We start from the raw sequence: 19,565 nt of genomic DNA on the forward strand, positions 1-19,565 counted from the left end.
GCCCGCAGTAAATATTTACTAAATTCTTGCCGCGGGTCGAAACTCATATTAGTCTGCTCCCCAGGGTGAAGAGGAAACACCCATAAGGGAGGATTACCATGACTCGTATGTTCACGGGCCGCAAGCGCATGCTCGCACTGGCTCTCGCCTCGGTTTCCATGCTCGGCGTCTCCACCGCCGCGGCGCTCGACGTCACCATCTGGTGCTGGGACACCAATTTCAACGGCGCCGCCATGCGCGAGGCCGCCGAGCGCTACAACGCGCTCAATCCCGACGTGAACATCATCATCGACGACACCGACACCCAGGACAATATCCGCGCCAAGCTCCAGACCCAGCTACTGGCCAACCAGACCCAGGGCCTGCCCGATATCGTGCTGATCCAGGACGACCAGGCCAAGAAATACCTGCTCTCCTTCCCCGGCGCCTTCGAGCCGCTCGGCGACTCCATCGATATGTCCCAATTCGCCAGCTACAAGGTCGCCGCGGCGACGGTGGACGGCAAATCCTATTCGCTCCCCTTCGACTCCGGCGTCACCGGCCTGTTCTATCGCTCCGACTATTTCGAGGAAGCCGGCTTCTCCGAGGCGGATCTGCAGGACCTGACCTGGGACGAGCTCATCGAGATCGGCAAGACGGTCAAGGAGACGACCGGCCACGAGCTGTTCGGCATCGACTATAACGAGGTGGGCTGGATCCGCATGATGCTGAACTCGGCCGGCCAGTGGTATTTCAACGAGGACGGCTCGCTCAACCTGGCCGACAATTCGGCGCTCAAGGAGGCCCTCGAGGTCTATCAGAGCATCTGGACCAACGGGCTGGCCAAGCCGGTCTCGGGCTGGACCGACTTCACCAATTCCTTCACTTCCGGCGACGTCGCCGGTGTGCCGATCGGCGTGTGGATCGTGGGCACCATCAAGGCCAATGCCGCCGACGATGCCGGCAAGTGGCGGGTGGCGCCGGTGCCGCGCCTGGGCGGGGTCGCGGACTCGATCAACGCCTCGAACTGGGGCGGCTCGAGCTGGTACGTGCTCTCCTCCTCCCCCGACGAGGAAAAGGCCGCCGCCATCGACTTCCTCAAGACCGTCTGGGCCGGCGACGTCGACTTCTACCAGGAGATCCTCGTCAACCAGGGCGCCGTCGGTAGCTGGCTGCAGGCGCGCGAAGGCGAGGCCTACCAGTCGAGCGACGAATTCTTCGGCGGCCAGCCGGTCTGGCAGGACTTCTCGACCTGGCTGGCCCAGGTGCCCGACGTCGATTACGGCATCTTTACCTCCGAGGTGGATTCGGCCATCTCGGCGCAACTGCCCACCATCGCCCAGGGCGGCGATATCGACGAGGCCATCCAGGCCATCAACGCCCAGGCCACCCAGGCCACCCAGTAAGGCGCCCGAAACCGGAAGCGGGGGCTCCCCCCGCTTCCTCCGGCCGCGATGGGGAGTCGCGGCCCGGGATCGCGTCGGCAGATGAGGGGGAATTGCGGATGGCCGTGAGCGTCGTGCGCAGGCAACATATCAATGGCTGGCTGTTCATCGCGCCGGCGCTGGTGCTCCTGGGCATCTTCATGATCTATCCGATCGTGTGGTCGCTATGGATGAGCTTCCAGACCGGGCGCGGCATGGCCTTTTCCTTCGGGGGCCTGGCCAATATCGAGCGGCTGACCCAGGACGGCGTGTTCCTCAGGGCGCTGAGCAACACCATGATCTTTCTCGTGGTGCAGGTGCCGATCATGATCGTGCTGGCCCTGCTCTTCGCGGTGGCGCTCAACGACACCAAGCTGTGGGGGCGCAGCTTCTTCCGCACCGCCATCTTCCTGCCCTGCGTCACCTCGCTGGTCGCCTATGCGGTGCTGTTCAAGTCGATGTTCGGCGCCGAGGGGGTGATCAATGCCGGGCTGGGGCTCGTCGGCTTCCGGCCCATTCCCTGGCTCACCGATCCGTTCTGGGCCAAGGTGCTGATCATCCTCGCCATCACCTGGCGCTGGACCGGCTACAACATGATCTTCTATCTCGCGGCGATGCAGAATATCGACCGCTCGATCTATGAGGCCGCCCGCATCGACGGCGTGCCGCCCTGGGCGCGCTTCTGGTATCTCACCCTGCCCATGCTCAAGCCGGTGATCCTGTTCACCACGGTGATCTCCACCATCGGCACGCTGCAATTGTTCGACGAGCCCTACAACATCACCCAGGGCGGACCGTCCGACGCCACGCTGACCCTGAGCTACTACATCTACAATTTGACCTTCCGCTTCATGCCCAGCTTCGGCTATTCGGCGACGGTGTCGTGGGTGATCGTGGTGCTGGTGGGCATATTGAGCTTCGCCCAGTTCATGGTGGCGCGCGACAGGACGGCACGGCGATGAACGCTCACCTGGTCTTTTCCGCCATCCGCCGCGGCCTGCTCTATCTGGGGCTGTCGATCGCCGCCTTCATCTCCATCTTCCCCTTCTACTGGATGGTGGTGGGCGCCACCAACACCTCGCCCGACATCGCCCGCGGCAAGGCCAGCTTCGGGACCTATTTCTTCCAGAACATCGCCGCCTTCTTCGCCACCGTCGACGTGCCGCGCATGTTCTGGAACTCGGCCTTCATCGCGCTGGTGGGGACGGCGCTGACGCTGATCGTCTCCTCGCTCGCCGGCTATGGCTTCGAGATGTTCCGGTCGCGCTTCCGCGAGCGCATCTTCGCGCTGCTTTTGCTGCTGCTTTCCATCCCCTTCGCGGCGCTGATGGTGCCGCTGTTCATCATGATGGCGGGGCTGGGGCAGATCAACACCTATACCGCGGTGATCCTGCCCGGCATCGCCTCGATCTTCATCATCTTCTATTTCCGCCAGGCCACCAAGGCCTTCCCGCACGAGCTGCGCGACGCCGCCCGCATCGACGGGCTCAAGGAATGGCAGATCTTCCTGTTCGTCTACATGCCGGTGATGCGCTCCACCTATGCGGCGGCCACCATCATCGTCTTCATGGCCAACTGGAACAATTATCTCTGGCCGCTGATCGTGCTGCAGACCGGGGACATGAAGACGGTGACGCTGATCGTCTCGGCCCTGTCCTACGCCTATGTGCCCGATTACGGCGTGATCATGGTCGGCGCCATCGCCGCCACCCTGCCCACCCTCATCATCTTCTTCCTGCTCCAGCGCCGCTTCGTCGAAGGCATGCTGGGCGCCGTCAAATAGGTTTTGCATGCGCCCCCTGATCGACTTCAATAGCGGCTGGCTGTTCGAGGGCAGGGAGGAGGTCCGCCTGCCGCATACGGCGCTGGAGCTGCCCTTTTCCTATTTCGACGAGAAGGCCTATCAGCGCCCCTTCACCTATGAAAAGCGCTTCACCGCCGGTCCGGAATGGCAGGGCCGCGAGGTCTCGATACTGTTCGAGGGCGCCATGGCCGATGCGCGGGTCAGTCTCAACGGCGTCGAGATCGCTTCCCACAAGGACGGCTACACGCCCTTCGAGGCGCGCCTGACCGGCCGGCTGGCTCCGGGCGAAAACGTCCTCGGCGTCACTGTTGACGGCAGCGAAAATCCCGAAATCCCGCCTTTTGGCGGCCAGATCGACTATCTGACCTATGCCGGCCTCTATCGCGAGGCCTGGCTGGTGGTGACGGCGCCGGTCTTCATCGCCAATGCCAGGATCGAAACCCCCGAGGTGCTGGCCGCGAAAAAGACGGTCCGCGCGCGTGTCGAGCTTGCCAATCCGCAGGACCTGCCGCTTGCCGGCACGCTGCGGGCACGGCTGCTTGCCGCCGACGGCGCCGAGATCGCCTCGGCCGCGGCCGATATCGCCGGCGCGAGCGTCGAAATCGGTTTTGAGGGCCTGGCCGGGATCGCGCTCTGGGATATCGACGACCCCGTGCTCTACCGGCTCGCCCTCACGCTCGAGAGCCCGCATGGCACGGACGAGGCCGCTTTCCGCTTCGGCTTCCGCAGCGCCGAATTCACCCCCGAGGGGTTCTTTCTCAACGGGCGGCCCCTCAAGCTGCGCGGGCTCAACCGTCATCAGTCCTTCCCCTATGCCGGCTATGCGCTGGGCAAATCGGCGCAGGAGCGCGACGCCGAGATCTTGAAGCGTGAGCTCAAGCTCAACATGGTGCGCACCTCGCACTATCCGCAGAGCCGGTATTTCCTCGACCGCTGCGACGAACTGGGCCTGCTGGTCTTCGAGGAGATCCCCGGCTGGCAGCATATCGGGGGCGCCGCCTGGAAGGACGAGGCGGTGGAGAATGTCCGCCGCATGATCACCCGCGACTGGAACCATCCCGCCATCGTCATCTGGGGCGTGCGCATCAACGAAAGCGGCGACGACCACGAATTCTACCGCCGCACCAATGCGCTGGCCCGCGAACTCGATCCCACCCGCGCCACCGGCGGCGTGCGCTTCATCACCGACAGCGAACTGCTCGAAGACGTCTATACGATGAACGACTTCATCCTCGGGCAGGAGGAATGGGGCGGCAATCGCCCGCGTACGCCTTTGCGCCCGCAACAGGAAGTGACCGGGCTCGACCATGCCGTGCCCTATATGATCACCGAATATGGCGGGCACATGTATCCCACCAAGTCCTGGGACCAGGAGCAGCGCCAGGCCGAGCACGTGCTGCGGCATCTGGAGGTGATGAACGCCGCCTATGGCGATCCCCGGATCGCCGGCTGCATCGGCTGGTGCGCCTTCGACTACAATACCCACAAGGATTTCGGCGCCGGCGACCGCATCTGCCATCATGGTGTCATGGACATGTTCCGCGAGCCCAAATTCGCCGCTGCCGCCTATGCCAGCCAGGGCGATCCCGCGGACGAGCCGATCCTGGTGCCGGTGACCTTCTGGGCGCGCGGCGAGCGCAATATCGGCGGCGTGCTGCCGCTCATCGTCCTCACCAATTGCGACATGGTGGAAATCCGCTATGGCGACAACCCGCCCAAGCGCTTCACCCCCGACCGCGAAACCTTCCCCCATCTGCCCCATGCGCCGGTGGTGCTCCGGCGCGAGCATTTCACCGAGGAGGAGTTGGGGGTATGGGGCATGAGCTGGCAGGACGCCGTCGTGACCGGCTTCGTGGGCGGCCAACCGGTCCGCAGCGTCGCCTTCGTCGCCGATCCGGTCGCCCACCGGCTCGAAGTGGTGCCCGACGCGCACGCCATCGGCGCCGATGGCGACACCACCCGGGTCATGGTGCGGGCGCTGGACCAGTCGGGGCGCAAGCTCCCCTTCTTTCCCGAGCCCGTCGCCATCGAGGTCACCGGTGCCGCCCGGCGGCTCGGCCCCGGCCTCGTGCCGCTGCGCGCCGGCTCGACCGGCTTCTGGCTGCGCTCCACCGGCAAGGGGCCGATCACCGTCACCGTCACCAGCGAACGGCTCGGCCGCGCTGACGTCACGCTCACCGCAAGCTGAGGAAAACCTGCCCATGTCCGGATTGAAGCTGGTCAATGTCAAGAAATCCTTCGGCGCCGTCGAGGTCATCCGGGGCGTGGACCTCGAGATCGCCGACAAGGAATTCGTGGTCTTCGTGGGGCCCTCGGGCTGCGGCAAGTCCACCCTGCTGCGGCTGATCGCCGGGCTCGAGGAGATCACCTCGGGCGAGCTCTATATCGGCGAGGAGCGCATGAACGAGGTCGATCCCTCCCGGCGCGGCATCGCCATGGTGTTCCAGACCTACGCGCTCTATCCGCACATGACGGTGCGCGAGAACATGGGTTTCGCGCTCAAATTCGCCGGCCGGCCCAAGGCCGAGATCGAGCGCCAGGTCGGCGAGGCGGCGCGCATCCTCGAGCTCGATCCGCTGCTCGACCGCTACCCCAAGCAGCTCTCGGGCGGCCAGCGCCAGCGCGTCGCCATCGGCCGCGCCATCGTGCGCCATCCCGACGTCTTCCTGTTCGACGAGCCGCTGAGCAATCTCGATGCCGAGCTGCGCGTGCATATGCGCATCGAACTGGCGCGGCTGCATCAGGAGCTGAAGACCACCATCATCTACGTCACCCACGACCAGGTCGAGGCGATGACCCTGGCCGACAAGATCGTGGTGCTGCGCGACGGCAATATCGAGCAGGCCGGCACCCCGCTCGACCTCTACGACAACCCCGACAATCTGTTCGTGGCCGGCTTCATCGGCTCGCCCAAGATGAACTTCCTCGCCGGCACCGCCGCCGATGGCGGCATCCGCCTCGCCGACCTGCCGGGCCAGGTGGTGCCCGCCCCGGTCGCGCTGGCCGAAGGCACGCCGGTGACGGTGGGCATCCGCCCCGAACATTTCGGGCGCGGCGGCGCCGCCTCGCTCGACGTCGCCGTCGAGATCATCGAGCATCTGGGCGGGGAGACCTATGCCTATGCGCGGGGGGAGGGCGGCAATCTGCTCACCCTCGCCACCGGCAACGACCGCGACCTCAAGCCCGGCGACCGCTACCAGGCCCGCTTCGATCCGGCGGCGCTGCTGGTCTTCGACGATACCGGCCGGCGGGTGCGATAGGGCGCGCAGCGCCGGGTTAGTCCGATCCCTATCCCTGCAGCCGCACATTGCCGTTCATGAAATAGCGCTCGAATAGCGGGCCGGCGGCGGCGCCGATGGCGCGGGCGTTGAACCCGACGCTGCCCGCCTCCACCCGCGGGGCGATGAGCCCGCGCATGTCCTGGTTGACCAGATAGCGCCTGGTGCGCTCCACCAGCTCGTGCTTGACCGGCTCGGGAAAGGCCCCGTCGATCAGGATCGCCTCGAAATCGATGACCGCGCAGGCCGACAGGCTGGCCTTGGCCAGTTCCTGGGCGGTGCGCCCCAGCCAGGGATCGACGAAGCGGGAAAACCGGCTCCAGTCCTGCGGCAGCTCCCAGAGCGCCTGGGGATCGAGCCCGTTCTCGGCCAGCCGCGCCTCCAGCAGATGGATGGAGGCGGTGTCGACCAATTGCTGGCTTTCCCCCTGCGGCCCGTAGCTGCGCAGCGAGCCCAGCGCCCCGGCATTGCCCCGATGTCCCTGATAGACCGAGTGGTTGAGCACGATGCCCCCGCCGACAAAGGCGCCGACGAAGAAATAGGCATAGTCGCGGAACTCCTTGCCGCGCCCGTAGATGTGCTCGGCCTGGCACCCGGCCGTGGCGTCGTTGACCACATGGGCGGGCAGGTCGGTGAACCGCGCCAGCTCCCGGTGGAAATCCACATGCTTCCAGGAGGCGAAGCGATCGGCCGGCGCTCCCGCCATTTCGTTCCACTTCCACAATTCGAACGGAATGGCGATGCCGATGCCGCAGACGCGCTTGCGCTGCGCGGCGGTGGCGCGCGAGAGGATGGTGCCGATGCCCTCTTCGAGAAAGGCCAGGATCGCCTCGGGCAGGGGGTATTTATAGGTGATCTGCAATTGCTGCAGCCCGACGCCGCGAAAATCGGCCAGCAGCAGCACGGCGCTGCGCCGCCCGATCTTGCAGCCCAGCGACAGCACGCCCCCCTCGGCCAGCCGCATGGGCACGGACGGCTTGCCCACCTTGCCCTTGACCGGCGTTCCGCGCGCCAGCAGGCCCGCCTCCTCCATCTCCCGCAGGATGATGGACACCGTTTGCGGCGACAGGTTCGCCAGCCGCGCCAGCTCGCTTCCGGCCATCGGGCCGTGGCGCTGCAACAGGGTCAGCAGCAGCCTTTCATTGTGGTCGCGAACGCCACTCTGATTAACGCCACGACTGAGGGTTCTGATGACTGCTGGGCCCATGGCCGGCACCATAGTGGCTGGTTTCGGGAAGCGGAAGATGGTGCCGGAAATAAATAAATAAATGAGACTTATATATTGACGCAGGGCCGAAATCTCTCCACCATGCCCCCGTTCAAGCATAGAACGCCGGCCCCGGGCGAGGCGGGAGGAGCCTCTTCGCCAGCGCCGGCCAAGGGAGAGACACCGTGAAGAAACTGCTCATGGGCACGGCGCTGTGCCTTGCCGCCATGTCGTCCGCCGCCATGGCCCAGGACGTCACCGCCTGCCTCATCACCAAGACCGACACCAATCCCTTCTTCGTCAAGATGAAGGAGGGCGCCGAGGCCAAGGCCGCCGAGCTCGGGGTGACGCTGAAATCCTTCGCCGGCCGCATCGACGGCGACCACGAAACCCAGGTCGCCGCCATCGAGACCTGCATCGCCGACGGCGCCAGCGGCATCCTGATCGCCGCCTCGGACACCTCCGCCATCGTGCAATCGGTGCAGCAGGCGCGCGACGCCGGCCTCGTGGTCATCGCGCTCGACACGCCCCTGACCCCGATCGACGCCGCCGACGCCACCTTCGCCACCGACAATTTCCTCGCCGGCGAACTGATCGGCAAATGGGCCGCCGGCAAGCTGGGCGACGAGGCCGCCAACGCCAAGATCGCCATGCTCAATCTGGGCATCAGCCAGCCCACCGTCGACGTGCTGCGCAATCAGGGCTTCCTGCAAGGCTTCGGCATCGAGTTGGGCGACCCCAACAAATGGGGCGACGAGACCGATCCGCGCATCGTCGGCCACGATGTGACCGACGGTAACGAGGAGGGCGGCCGCCGGGCCATGGAGAATCTCCTGGCCAAGGACCCCACCATCAACGTGGTGCACACCATCAACGAGCCTTCCGCCGCCGGCGCCTATGAGGCGCTCAAGTCCTTCGGCCGCGAGAACGACGTGCTCATCGTCTCGGTGGATGGCGGCTGCCCGGGCGTCGCCAACGTCAAGGAGGGCGTCATCGGCGCCACCTCCCAGCAATATCCGCTGCAGATGGCCGCGCTCGGCGTCGAGGCCATCCGGGCCTGGGCCGATACCGGCGCCAAGCCCGAGCCCACCCCGGGCAAGGACTTCTTCGACACCGGCGTGGCTCTGGTCACCGACGAGCCGGTCGAGGGCGTCGAGTCCATCGACAGCGACGAGGGCGCGGCCCTCTGCTGGGGCTGATCGGCGCCGCGCGCCATGCTATGACAGGGGGCGGGCAGGCGCCTGCCCCCGCATCGACCGGGAACCGGGGAGGAATGCCCATGTCGAACCAGACCGAGGCGGAAGCCGGCCTCGTCGCCCGCACCGAACCCATTGCCAGCTTCGATCAGCAACTGACCCTGGTTTCGCGGATCCAGCATGCGCTGCACAGCAATCCGGCCCTGGTGCCGCTCATCGTGCTGCTGCTTTCGGTCGCCGTCTTCGGCGCCCTGTTGGGCACCAAGTTCTTCTCGTCCTTCGCCCTGACGCTCATCCTCCAGCAGGTGGCCATCGTGGGCATTGTGGGCGCCGCCCAGTCGCTGGTCATCCTGACCGCCGGCATCGATCTGTCGGTGGGGGCGATCATGGTGCTGAGTTCGGTGATCATGGGCCAGTTCACCTTCCGGCTCGGCCTGCCGCCGGCCCTGGCCGTCGCCTGCGGGCTCGCCGTCGGCACCTTTATCGGCTTCGTCAATGGCTGGCTGGTCGCCCGCGTCCGCCTGCCGCCCTTCATCGTGACGCTCGGCATGTGGCAGATCGCGCTGGCCGCCAATTTCCTCTATTCGGGCAACGAGACCATCCGCGCCCAGGAGATCGAGGCGCATGCGCCGCTGCTGCAGTTCTTCGGCCGCTCCTTCACCATTGGCGGCGCCGTGTTCACCTATGGCGTCATCTTCTTCATCGTCCTGGTGCTGGTGCTCGCCTATGTGCTGCGCCACACCGCCTGGGGGCGGCACGTCTATGCGGTGGGCGACGATCCGGAAGCGGCCGCGCTCTCGGGCGTCAATACCAGGCGCATCCTCATTTCCGTCTATACGCTGACCGGGCTCATCTGCGCCTTTGCCGGCTGGGTGCTGATCGGGCGCATCGGCTCGGTCTCGCCCACCTCGGGCCAGTCGGCCAATATCGAAAGCATCACCGCCGTGGTGATCGGGGGCATATCGCTGTTCGGCGGGCGCGGCTCGATCCTGGGCATGTTCTTCGGCGCGCTCATCGTCGGTGTGTTCTCGCTCGGCCTCAGGCTGCTGGGGGCCGATGCGCAATGGACCTATCTGCTCATCGGCGCGCTCATCATCGGGGCCGTCGCCGTCGACCAGTGGATCAGAAAGGTGTCCGCCTGATGCAAGCCATTCTCTCCGCCCGCGGCCTCGACAAGCGCTATGGAAGGGTGACCGCGCTCGACAATTGCGACTTCGACCTGATGCCCGGGGAAATCCTCGCCGTCATCGGCGACAACGGCGCGGGCAAGTCCTCGCTGATCAAGGTGCTGTCCGGCGCCATCATCCCCGATAGCGGCGAGGTGTTCCTCGACGGGCGCAAGGTGAATTTCTCCTCGCCCATCGATGCGCGCCTGGCGGGGGTGGAAACGGTCTACCAGACCCTCGCCATGTCGCCGGCGCTTTCCATCGCCGACAACATGTTCATGGGCCGCGAGCTGCGCAAGCCGGGCTTTCTCGGCTCCGTGCTGCGCCAGCTCGACCGCGCCGCCATGGAGCGCATCGCCCGCGACAAGCTCTCCGACCTGGGGCTGACCACCATCCAGAACATCAACCAGGCGGTGGAGACGCTTTCGGGCGGCCAGCGCCAGGGCGTCGCGGTGGCCCGCGCCGCCGCCTTCGGCTCCAAGGTCATCATCCTGGACGAGCCCACCGCCGCGCTGGGGGTCAAGGAATCCCGCCGCGTGCTCGATCTCATCCAGGACGTGCGCGGCCGGGGCATCCCCATCATCCTCATCAGCCACAACATGCCGCATGTGTTCGAGGTCGCCGACCGCATCCATGTGCACCGTCTCGGCCGCCGCCTCTGCGTCATCGACCCCAAGGACTACACCATGTCGGACGCCGTGGCCTTCATGACCGGCGCCAAGGCGCCTCCGGACATCGCCGCCAGCGCGGCGTGACGCGCCTATCCCTCGAACGGCCTGAAATGCTTGGAGAGCTTCAGGGTCTGGGCCTGGTAGTTGGAGCCCAGATCGGCGCCATAGAGGCGGTCGGGCGTTTCGGCCAACTGCTCGTAGATCAGCCTGCCGATGATCTGCCCGTGGCCCAGAAGGAACGGCACTTCGCGGCTGCGCACCTCGAGCACGGCGCGGCTGCCGGTGCCCCCGGCGGCCGAATGGCCGAAGCCGGGATCGAAAAAGCCGGCGTAATGCACGCGGAATTCCCCCACCAGCGGATCGAAGGGCACCATTTCGGCGGCATGGGTGGGCGGCACGTGCACCGCCTCGAGGCTGACCAGGATATAGAATTCGTCCGGATCGAGGATCAGCTCGCCCTGGCCGCGGCTGTGCAGCGGCTCCCAGAAATCCAAGACGTCGAGCGCCGCCTTGCGGTCGACATCGATGACGGCGGTATGGCGCTTGGAGCGGAAGCCGATGAGGCCGTTGCGGCCTTCCCCGAGCAGGTCGATGGACAGCGCCACCCCCTCGTCGACCTTCTGGTCGCCCCCGATCACCAGCCGGTCGGAGGCGTGCAGGGCCCGATGCGCCTCGGCCGACAGCCGCGTGTCGCCGCAGCGGAACCGCATCTGCGACAGGCGCGAGCCGGTGCGCACCAGCACCGGAAAGGTGCGCGGGCTGATTTCCAGATAGAGCGGCCCCTGATAGCCGGCCGGCAACTGGTCGAAGCCGCGCGCGCGGTCGCCGATGACGCGGGTGAACACGTCGAGCCGTCCGGTCGAGCTCTTGGGATTGGCCGAGGCGCTGACCTCGGCGGGCAGGACGAGGCTTTCCTCCAGCGGCACCAGATAGACGCAGCCGCGCTCCAGCACCGCTCCTGCGCTCAGATCGATCTCGTGCAGCTTGAGCGCCTCGATGCGCTCGGCGACGGACCGCGCCGGCCCGGGCAGGAAGCTGGAGCGCACGCGATAGGCGGTCCGGCCCAGCCGCAGGTCGAGGCTGGCCGGCTGTACCTGATCGGGATCGAAGGGACGGGCCGCGGCGATGGCGCCGGCCTCGTGCAGCTTCTCGATCAACCGCGCCGGAAAGACGCCCTGCGGCCACGCCTCGCTCATCTGGTCCCGTCCATGGTTGCTTTCGTCCTCCCTAACAAAACGGCGCGATTGACGCCACCGCCTCAATGCCATTAAATCCGACCGTCCAGTGGTGATTTGGCCGGTCGCTTGCCGCCACTCGAAACAACGCGCTAAAGACCGTTCGAACCGGCCGCCCTGCGAGCCGGTTTTTTGTTCGAAGGCTTGCCATGTCCAAAAAGCACAACCCCCTCCGCGACCCCGGTAAACTGTCGCCGGCGACGCTCATGGTGCATGGCGGGGGCCGCCGCTCGCCCTTCAACGAGACCAGCGAGGCGCTCTATCTGTCCTCGGGGTATTCCTATCCCAGCTCCGAGCATTCCGAGCGCCTGTTCCGCGGCGAGATCGAGGGCGGGCACAATTACTCCCGCTTCGCCAATCCCACCGTCGACATGTTCCAGGATCGCATGGCGCTGCTGGAAGGCGCCGAGGCGGGCCGGGCCTTCGCCTCGGGCATGGCCGCCGTCGCCAATGCGGTGATGAGCCAGGTGCGGGCCGGGGATCACATCGTCGCCTCGCGGGCGCTGTTCGGGGGCTGTCGCTATGTGGTGGAGGAATACGCCCCGCGCTTCGGGGTCGCCTCGACGCTGGTGGACGGGCGCGATCCGGCCAATTTCGCCGCCGCCATGCGCCCCGAGACCAAGGTGGTGTTCATCGAGACGCCCACCAATCCCACCCTGGAGCTGGTGGACATCGCCGCCGTCGCCGGGATCGCCCACGCCCATGGCGCCAAGCTCATCGTCGACAATGTCTTTGCCACCGCCCTCCACCAGAAGCCCCTGCAACTGGGCGCCGACCTCGTCACCTATTCGGCCACCAAGCATATCGACGGGCAGGGCCGGGTATTGGGCGGCATGGTGCTGGGCTCGCGCGAGCTGATCGAGGGGGACGTGCACACCTTCCTGCGCCAGACCGGCGCGACGCTGAGCGCCTTCAATGCCTGGGTGCTGCTCAAGGGCCTCGAGACCTTTTCCCTGCGCGTCGAGCGCATGACCCGCAGCGCCGCCGAAATCGCACGGGCGCTGGCCGCCCATCCCAAGATCGAGCGGGTGTTCTACCCCCATCACCCCGACCATCCGCAATATGAGCTGGCGCGGCGCCAGATGCTGGCCGGCTCGACCTTGCTGACCTTCGAGGTCAAGGGCGGGCAGGAGGCGGCCTTCGCGCTCTCGGACGCGCTGGCGGTGATCCTGATCTCCAACAATCTGGGCGATGCCAAGTCGATCATCACCCATCCGCGCACCACCACCCATCAGCGCCTGAGCGAGGAGGCGCGGCTGGCCACCGGCGTCACCCCCGGCCTGCTGCGGCTCTCCGTCGGCCTCGAGGAGCCTGCCGATCTCATCGCCGATCTCGGCTACGGGCTGGAGCAGGCATGATCGCGGCGAGGCGCCCCCTCCTTTGGGGCGCGCTGGCGCTGTCCCTTCTGGCCGCGCCCGCCTGCGCCCAGCCGCTGCCCTATCACGCCGATCCGGATGCGCGCGAAATCCTGCCCGGCGCCGTCTCGGTGCCCGCCATCCGCTTCCTGACCACGGCCGATTTCCCGCCCTTCAACTTCCGTGACGGGGAGGGCGAATTGATCGGCTTCAACATCGATCTGGCCCGGCGCATCTGCACCGAGGTCAATGTCGCCTGCACCATCCAGGCCTGGCCCTGGGACCAGGCCGCCAACGCCCTCGCCGACAGCCAGGGCGATGCGCTGATCGCGGGTCTCGCCATGACGCCGGACAATGGCGAGCGCTTCGATTTCTCCGCCACCTATCTCGCCCTGCCGGGGCGGTTCGTGGCGCAGCGGGAGGCAGCGGCCGGCTTCAATCCCGAAGCGCTGGCGGGCCGGCAGGTGGCGGTGCGCGCGGGCGGCAGCCATGAACGCTTTCTCGAGCGCTATTTGCCCGCGGCCGCGCGGCTCGGCTTCGATAGCGAGATCGCCGCGCTCGAAGCGGTGCGCGACGGCACCGCCGACTTTTATTTCGGCGACGCCATGCGGGCCGCCTTCTGGCTCAACGACGATCCCGGTTGCTGCGCCTTTGCCGGCGAGGCCTATTTCCGCCCGCATCTGTTCGGGGAGGGCCTCACCATCGCCGTACCCGCCGGCAGCGACCCGGTCCGCCATGCCATCGACTGGGCGCTGGTGCGCCTCAAGGAAAACGGCACGCTCGACGAACTCTATCTGCGCTGGTTCCCGGTGGGGTTTTATTGAGGGCGCACCGCCGCGACATTGCGCTCAGCGCCGGAACAGCACCCCGCCCAGCCAGCCGGTGAACAGGGCGAGGACGACGCAGGCGAGCCCGTAAAGGAACGGGTATTGCGCCGCCGACTGGGCGATGAACCGCTCGAAGCCGATCTTGCGCACCGCAAAGCCTTCCGACTTGCGGGCGATGATCTCGCCATTCTTGAACACATAGGTCTGGGCGATATAGGGGCCGGGCGGGGCGTTGCTGGGCAGGGTGAGCTGGGCCGAATAGAAATTGTCGGCAAGGAACTGCACGCCGTTTTCCTGCACCCCGAACAGGCCCTCCTGCGACATCAGCCGGATCAATTCGCGCCCGAAGATCATGGTTCTGGCAAGGCCCGCCGGATTGGGCGCGATGGCATGGGATTCGGGCAGGATGGCGTTTTGGGTGAGGGTGTTGACGTCGGTGATCTCGAGCAGCCGGCCGCTGGAGAGCACGTGGAAATAGCTCGGGAAATGCCGGAACTCCACCTGCTCGGTATTGAGCCAGATGCCGAAATTATTGGTCATCTCGCGCGCCACCCGGTCCTGGTACGGGCCCAGCACCGCCACCACCACCTGGAAGGGGCCTTCCACATAGCGCTGCTCCGAGCCGGTATCGGGCGCGATGGTGCCGAAAAAGGTCAGCCGCTCCCCGTCGAAGCTGGAGGTGACCTGGATGCTTTCGGTGGAGACGCCCGAGATCAGCCGCTCGGCGAAGGCCGGCGCGGTGCTCGCGAAGATGAGGGCGACGAGGACGAGCAGCCGGGTCATCGCGTGCCTATCACGGCCATGCTGAACGTATCGGCCGGGGTCAGCACCAGCGAGAGCCCGAAGCGGATGGCGACGGCCAGCACCAGCAGCGCCAAGAGGCCCCGCAATTGCTCGCCGCGCAGATGCTTGCCGGCGGCGGCGCCGAACTGGGCGCCCGCCGTGCCCCCCACCATGAGGCAGAAGGCGAGCATGATGTCGACACTCTGGCTCTGCACCGCATGCAGCACCGTGGTGGCGGCCATCATCGCCACCACCTGCGCCAGCGAGGTGCCGATCACCACATTGCCCGGAACGCGCAGCAGATAGACCAGCGCCGGCACCATGATGAAGCCGCCGCCCACGCCCAGCAGCGAGCCGACGAACCCGATGAACAGGCCGATGCTCAATACCGGCAGCACGCTGATATAGAGCCGGCTTTTCTTGAAGCGGACGCGCAGCGGCAGGCCGTGGAACCAGTTGTGCTGGTTGGGCAGGCGCTCGCGCACCACCACCCCCTGGCGATGCTTGAGCAGCGCCCGCGCCGATTCCTGCAGCATCAATACGCCCACCGAGCCGAGCAGCAGCAAAAAGCCCAGCGAGATGACCAGGTCGAGCTGGCCGGCATCGCGCAGCAGGGCGAAGGCGGCCACCCCGCCAAAGGCGCCCACCACGCCCGAAACCACCAGATACATGGACAGGTGCAGGTCGACGCCCCCGCGCCGGTAATGGCTGAGCGCCCCCGAGGTCGAGGCGGCCACTACCTGTCCGGTGACCGAGGCCACCGCCACTGCCGTGGGCACGCCCGAAAAGATCAGCAGCGGGGTCAGCAGGAAGCCGCCGCCCACCCCGAACAGTCCGGACAAAAAGCCGACCGCCCCTCCGATCCCCACGAGAAAGAAGAGGTTCACGGAAAGCTCGGCGATCGGCAGGTAGATCTGCAAGATCTTCAGGTCCCGTAGGCATGACGCGGCCCATCCTAGCAGATGGACCGTCAACAAGAGGTAAGGCCCCGCAATGGCGGCGGAAAAATTTGGGCCCGGCGCTCAGGCCGGGCCCCGATCATGGCAGGGATTCGCGCCCGTGTCACACCGGCTGGCTGCCCAGCACCGCCAAAAGACGCGGATTGACGGCGCCGCTTTCGCTCATGCCGGTGGCGCGCTCGAACGCCTTGATGGCCTCGGCGGTCTTGGCGCCGGCCACGCCGTCCGCCGGGCCGGCATCGAAGCCGAGCCGCGAGAGCGCCTGCTGCACGCGCGCGACCACCTCCTTGCCGGCGATCGCCTCGCCCGGGTCGAACCCCTCCGCCCAGGTGCCGATGGGGGCGTAATTGGCCGCCAGGTCCACCTTTTCGGCGCTCCAGCGGCCGAGCTCGTCATTGATCCGGCTCACGGCATCGGCCGAAAGTGACTTGGCGATGTCCTCGCGCGCCTGCGCCGCGTCCTTGTCGCCGCTGCGCGCCGCCAGCGAGAACCATTTGTAGGATTGCTCGAAATCCTGCTCGACGCCCAGCCCCCGCGCATAGAGCATGCCCAGGTTGAACTGGCTGTCGGTCATGCCCCGTGAGGCGGCCTGCGCGAACCATTCGGCGGCCAGCTCGAACTGCTGTTCGCCCAACTCGCCCCCGGCATGGAGCGCGGCCAGATTGTGCATGGCCATGCGGTTGCCGGCCTCGGCGGCGCGCTGATACCAGAGCCGCGCCTGCTCCAGGTCCTTGTCGACGCCGCTGCCGGTCTCGTAGAGATTGCCCAGCCGGTATTGCGCCGGAACGAAGCCCTGCGCCGCCGATCGCTCGTACCAGCGGGCCGATTCTTCCAGGTCCTTGTCCAGCGCGCGTCCCTCGCCATAGATGGCGGCAACCTCGAACTGGGCCTGGGCATTGCCATGGGCCGCTGCCTCGCGCAGCGCCGGCGGCCCCACCGCCTCATCGGGCAATTCGAAACTTTCGGCGTTTCCGGCGACCGGCGCGATGTCGGCCGGCTCGGCAAGCGCGGGCGGCGCCAGCTTTTCCGGGGCGGTGATCGCCGCCCGCGTAAAGCTCATCGGCCGGCCCGGATTGATCGAGCCGGTGGCGGTGGTGTCGACCAGATCGATCACCCGGGGCGGCACCACGGAGGTGTCGTCCTCGAGACCTGCCGGCTGCTCGATGGCGGTTTCGGGCGCCACCTCGGCGGTCGCCGCGCCGGCTGCGGGAGCCTGGCGCTGCAGCACGAGGTTGAGCGCCAGCATGGAGACCGCCACCAGCGCCGCAGTCAGCAGCAGCGGCCGGCGATGGCGGGCGAGGAAACCGGACGGAGCGGCCTCCGTTTCCTCCGCCACTGACGTCGTCGGCGCGGCTGCCGGCGCCGGTTCGGCCTCGGGCTCCGTCTTGCGGGGGCGGCGCAGCCCCGGCAGGCCCCGCCTGGGGGTGCGGGCCCGCGTCTCCTTTTCGGGCATGACCTCCGGCGCGGGGGCTTCGGGCGCCGGCTCGGCATCCTTGGCGGGCCGCACCCGGGCCAGGGCGCGGCCGATGATGGAATTGCCTTCCGCCGCTTCCGCCTGTTCCTGGCGCGCGCGCTGGGCGCGGCGCGCCGCGGCGACGAAGGTGCTGGTGCTGGTGGCGGCCGGGGCCGGCGCCGCTGCCGGCGCGGGGGCAGGCGCGGCGAACGGATCGCGCTCATCGAGGGCGAAGCTGGAGCGCGGGCGCGGCGGCCGCTCCACCCTTGCCGGGTCGAAGGCGGGGGTTCCGGCGGCAGCGGGAGCCTCCGGCGTCCGGCCCATGCTGGCCCTGGCGGCGTCGAGCGCCGTCCGGGCGGGCGCATCGCCGAAGCCGGGGTCCTTGAGCGGCGCCTCCTCGGCGGGATTGGCCGGCATGGCGTCGCGCGTCAGCCCGGCCAGGATGGCGTCGAGCTTGCTCGAACCCTGCCGGGACGGGCGCAGCGCTTCCTCGAACGCCGCATCGGCCGCTGCGGCGCGCGGCGCTTCCACGTCCTGCCGCTCGGGGACGGTCGGGCCTTCGCTGCCGGCGTCGGCGGGCGCGGCGCGGCCGGCCAGCACCGCCTCGAGCCGGGCGAGGCGTTCGGCGGTATCCTTGCCGGCGGTGTTGAACAGGGCCGTCATGCGCTTTTCGAGCGCGTCGATATTTTCCCCGTCGGCCTCACGGGGGGCCGGCACGGCCTTGGCCATGGCCTCCGAGGTGCGGGTGGCGACCAGCTCGGCGAGCTGCTCGTAGTCCGGCGTCTTGCCGGCGGATCTGATCAGGCCGGTCAGGCGGTCCTCGATGCTCTTGAGGCTTTCGGGTCCGAACATGGCCACCGGCGCCGGCGCCTTGCGCGCCACCGCCTCGCTGGTGCGCTCGGCCACCATGTCGGCCAGCGATTCCAGGTCGGGACGGTCCTCGCCGGCGGAATAGAGCCTGGCGAGGCTGTCGAGCTGGGCCCCGGCATCGTCCATGCGCTGCATCAGCGCCTGCAACTGGCTCTCCACCGCCGACCCGTCCATCCGGCCATTGAGGGCCTCGATGCGGCTTTCGATCTGGGAGAAACGCGGCTCCATGCCCGCCAGCACCGCGTCGCGCAGGGCGGCGATATCGAGCTTGAGCGCGGTGACCTCGCCATTGGCGCTGTCGACGTCCTCGAAACGCAGCGCCAGCGCCTCGACCCGGCGCATCAGCGCCTGGGGTGCCTCGGCATTGTCCTTCATCGCCTGGGTGAAGGCGGCCATCTCGCTGGTCAGCCGTTCGAAATCGGCCGAGGACAGCGCCACGTTCCGCTCGATGGCGTCGATCCGGTCATAGACGTTGCGCACGCTGTGCTCGATGGCGTGCATGGCCGGGGTGAGCCCGGCGGCGCCGTCGTCCTCGGCGGCCTGCCGCTCGCGGGCGATCTCGCGCTCCATCTGCTCGGCCTGTAGCTGGGCCAGCTTGCCCACCGTGGCCGAAACGTCGTCGAGCCGCGAATTGATGGCGAGAAGGTCCGGCCGCGCCGCTTCCTCGATCATGGCGCCGAGCGCGGCGATCTGGGCTTCGAGCCGCTTGACCTGCCCGGTTTCGCCCACAGCGCCGGCCAGCAGTTCCACCACCTGGGTGAGCTGCCCGACCTGGCTGGCCACCTCGTGCACCTGGCCGGCATCGGACCGCTGCGCCTTGAGTTCGCCCTCCAGCCGCTCCAGCCGCCGGCTCATGCCCTCCACCATGACCCCCAGATCGCGCAGTTCCGGGCGGTCGCCGGCCCGGCGCATGGGCATGGCGGGCGCGCCCTGGCGGCTGCGGATCTCGGCGATGGCGGCGGTGAGGTCGTCATCCGGCCCGCCGGCATGGCCGGCCTCGGCGGCGTCGCGCTCGCTGAAGCGGTCCACCGTGCGCTTGACCGTGCGCAGCGCCTCGCGGCGGCGCAAAGTGGTGTCGGAAAAACCCATCTGGTCCCGCAGGTGGCGCACCCGCCGGGTCAGCCCGGCATCGTCCTCCCCGGCCTGGCCATAGCGGCTTTCCACCTTGTCGAGCAGCGCCACCAGCTCGCCGCGCAGCGCCTGCCACTCCCCGGAGCCGGGATCGTGGGCCGGGTCGGCATAATCCGAAACTGTATAGGCGCGGGGCATGGCAGGTCCCTGTCATCGAACGACGGAGCCCTCGCGATTCAACACGAAGGTATGACGGCCACTCTTGGGAAAACATGGTAAAGAACCCG

15 protein-coding genes and 1 riboswitch are annotated in these 19,565 nt (G+C 67.5%); of the genes, 10 read left to right on the top strand and 5 right to left on the bottom strand.

Annotated elements, in window-relative coordinates; translation table 11 throughout:
• Window positions 1–98: 98 nt before the first annotated feature.
• From ACFOOL_RS09740 to ACFOOL_RS09760, 5 genes are all read left to right on the top strand, one after another.
• Entirely contained in the window at window positions 99–1,385 is a 1,287-nt protein-coding gene (locus ACFOOL_RS09740; RefSeq protein WP_380096765.1) for an ABC transporter substrate-binding protein, read from the top strand.
• 98 nt (window positions 1,386–1,483) lie between these two features.
• Window positions 1,484–2,365 (top strand): carbohydrate ABC transporter permease, encoded by an 882-nt coding sequence (locus tag ACFOOL_RS09745; protein WP_380096766.1) that lies wholly within the window; start codon window positions 1,484–1,486, stop codon window positions 2,363–2,365.
• Window positions 2,362–3,186: a carbohydrate ABC transporter permease gene (locus ACFOOL_RS09750; protein WP_380096767.1), complete on the top strand. Its 825-nt coding sequence runs from the start codon at window positions 2,362–2,364 to the stop codon at window positions 3,184–3,186. Before ACFOOL_RS09745 ends, ACFOOL_RS09750 begins: the two co-directional genes overlap by 4 nt.
• Before the next feature lie 7 nt (window positions 3,187–3,193).
• Window positions 3,194–5,395, top strand: a complete 2,202-nt coding sequence (locus tag ACFOOL_RS09755; protein WP_380096768.1) for a glycoside hydrolase family 2 protein — start codon at window positions 3,194–3,196, stop codon at window positions 5,393–5,395.
• Between the two features lie 13 nt (window positions 5,396–5,408).
• Window positions 5,409–6,467 (top strand): ABC transporter ATP-binding protein, encoded by a 1,059-nt coding sequence (locus ACFOOL_RS09760; RefSeq protein ID WP_380096769.1) that lies wholly within the window; start codon window positions 5,409–5,411, stop codon window positions 6,465–6,467.
• A gap of 28 nt (window positions 6,468–6,495) precedes the next feature.
• Here ACFOOL_RS09760 and ACFOOL_RS09765 read toward each other — a convergent pair whose 3' ends face one another.
• The gene (locus ACFOOL_RS09765; RefSeq protein ID WP_380096770.1) at window positions 6,496–7,692 is read right to left on the bottom strand and encodes an ROK family transcriptional regulator; all 1,197 of its coding nucleotides are present in this window, start codon (window positions 7,690–7,692) and stop codon (window positions 6,496–6,498) included.
• A gap of 200 nt (window positions 7,693–7,892) precedes the next feature.
• Between ACFOOL_RS09765 and ACFOOL_RS09770 the strand changes: the two genes are divergently transcribed.
• The 3 genes from ACFOOL_RS09770 to ACFOOL_RS09780 all read left to right on the top strand — a co-directional run bounded on the left by ACFOOL_RS09770 (window position 7,893) and on the right by ACFOOL_RS09780 (window position 10,809).
• The gene (locus tag ACFOOL_RS09770; RefSeq protein ID WP_380096932.1) at window positions 7,893–8,891 is read left to right on the top strand and encodes a sugar ABC transporter substrate-binding protein; all 999 of its coding nucleotides are present in this window, start codon (window positions 7,893–7,895) and stop codon (window positions 8,889–8,891) included.
• 80 nt (window positions 8,892–8,971) lie between these two features.
• On the top strand, window positions 8,972–10,030 hold the full coding sequence (locus ACFOOL_RS09775) for an ABC transporter permease (RefSeq protein WP_380096771.1): 1,059 nt from the start codon (window positions 8,972–8,974) through the stop codon (window positions 10,028–10,030).
• A complete protein-coding gene (locus ACFOOL_RS09780; RefSeq protein WP_380096772.1) occupies window positions 10,030–10,809 on the top strand; it encodes an ATP-binding cassette domain-containing protein in 780 nt (259 codons plus the stop codon). Before ACFOOL_RS09775 ends, ACFOOL_RS09780 begins: the two co-directional genes overlap by 1 nt.
• A 5-nt stretch (window positions 10,810–10,814) precedes the next feature.
• Here ACFOOL_RS09780 and ACFOOL_RS09785 read toward each other — a convergent pair whose 3' ends face one another.
• Window positions 10,815–11,921: a 2'-deoxycytidine 5'-triphosphate deaminase gene (locus ACFOOL_RS09785; protein ID WP_380096773.1), complete on the bottom strand. Its 1,107-nt coding sequence runs from the start codon at window positions 11,919–11,921 to the stop codon at window positions 10,815–10,817.
• A gap of 78 nt (window positions 11,922–11,999) precedes the next feature.
• A riboswitch (SAM riboswitch) is annotated at window positions 12,000–12,075 on the top strand.
• Window positions 12,076–12,109: 34 nt separating this feature from the next.
• Between ACFOOL_RS09785 and metZ the strand changes: the two genes are divergently transcribed.
• Together metZ and ACFOOL_RS09795 are read left to right on the top strand one after the other, a co-directional pair.
• Entirely contained in the window at window positions 12,110–13,318 is a 1,209-nt protein-coding gene (gene metZ / locus ACFOOL_RS09790) for an O-succinylhomoserine sulfhydrylase (protein ID WP_380096774.1), read from the top strand.
• Window positions 13,315–14,139 carry a transporter substrate-binding domain-containing protein gene (locus tag ACFOOL_RS09795; RefSeq protein WP_380096775.1) on the top strand — a complete coding sequence of 275 codons (825 nt, stop codon included), beginning with the start codon at window positions 13,315–13,317 and terminating at the stop codon, window positions 14,137–14,139. The genes metZ and ACFOOL_RS09795 overlap by 4 nt, the downstream gene beginning before the upstream one ends.
• A gap of 24 nt (window positions 14,140–14,163) precedes the next feature.
• Here the strand turns inward: ACFOOL_RS09795 and ACFOOL_RS09800 are convergent, their stop codons facing one another.
• From ACFOOL_RS09800 to ACFOOL_RS09810, 3 genes are all read right to left on the bottom strand, one after another.
• Window positions 14,164–14,925, bottom strand: a complete 762-nt coding sequence (locus ACFOOL_RS09800; RefSeq protein ID WP_380096776.1) for a TIGR02186 family protein — start codon at window positions 14,923–14,925, stop codon at window positions 14,164–14,166.
• Window positions 14,922–15,845 carry a sulfite exporter TauE/SafE family protein gene (locus tag ACFOOL_RS09805; RefSeq protein ID WP_380096777.1) on the bottom strand — a complete coding sequence of 308 codons (924 nt, stop codon included), beginning with the start codon at window positions 15,843–15,845 and terminating at the stop codon, window positions 14,922–14,924. Before ACFOOL_RS09805 ends, ACFOOL_RS09800 begins: the two co-directional genes overlap by 4 nt.
• 142 nt (window positions 15,846–15,987) lie before the next feature.
• Window positions 15,988–19,476, bottom strand: coding sequence for a peptidoglycan-binding protein (locus tag ACFOOL_RS09810; protein WP_380096778.1), 3,489 nt, complete (start codon window positions 19,474–19,476; stop codon window positions 15,988–15,990).
• Window positions 19,477–19,565: the final 89 nt, after the last annotated feature.

The sequence above is a fragment of the Devosia honganensis genome (assembly GCF_042648785.1).
GTDB classification, from domain to species: Bacteria; Pseudomonadota; Alphaproteobacteria; order Rhizobiales; family Devosiaceae; genus Devosia; species Devosia honganensis.